The 258-nt window shown below is 47.3% G+C and carries 1 protein-coding gene; it reads left to right on the top strand.

Annotated features, from left to right (window positions below; translation table 11 throughout):
• Positions 1–258: G5 domain-containing protein (locus tag HMPREF2655_RS07150; protein WP_180364321.1), on the top strand; the 258-nt coding region annotated here is incomplete at both ends.

The raw sequence follows: 258 nt of genomic DNA on the forward strand, positions 1-258 counted from the left end.
AAAAGTAGAGAGAAGCCAGGAAATCTCTAACGAAGTGACAACACCAGCAGTATCGGAGATCGTAACCGTCGGAACAGCTCCTGTTAGCGAGAAACCAACAGACGCTCCTGTAAATGAAGTCCCAAGCTTAAATGTTGAAGAAAAGGATGTTACCACAACAGTGGCCGAATCCTATCCAACTAAGGAAGTGGAAAGTGCAGACCTGCCTTTGGGGCAAAGGGAAGTTAGCCAAGCTGGTCAAGATGGTGTGCGTACGAT

Origin of the sequence: Streptococcus sp. HMSC066F01, assembly GCF_001837335.1 — a bacterium.
Taxonomy (GTDB): Bacteria; Bacillota; Bacilli; order Lactobacillales; family Streptococcaceae; genus Streptococcus; species Streptococcus oralis_S.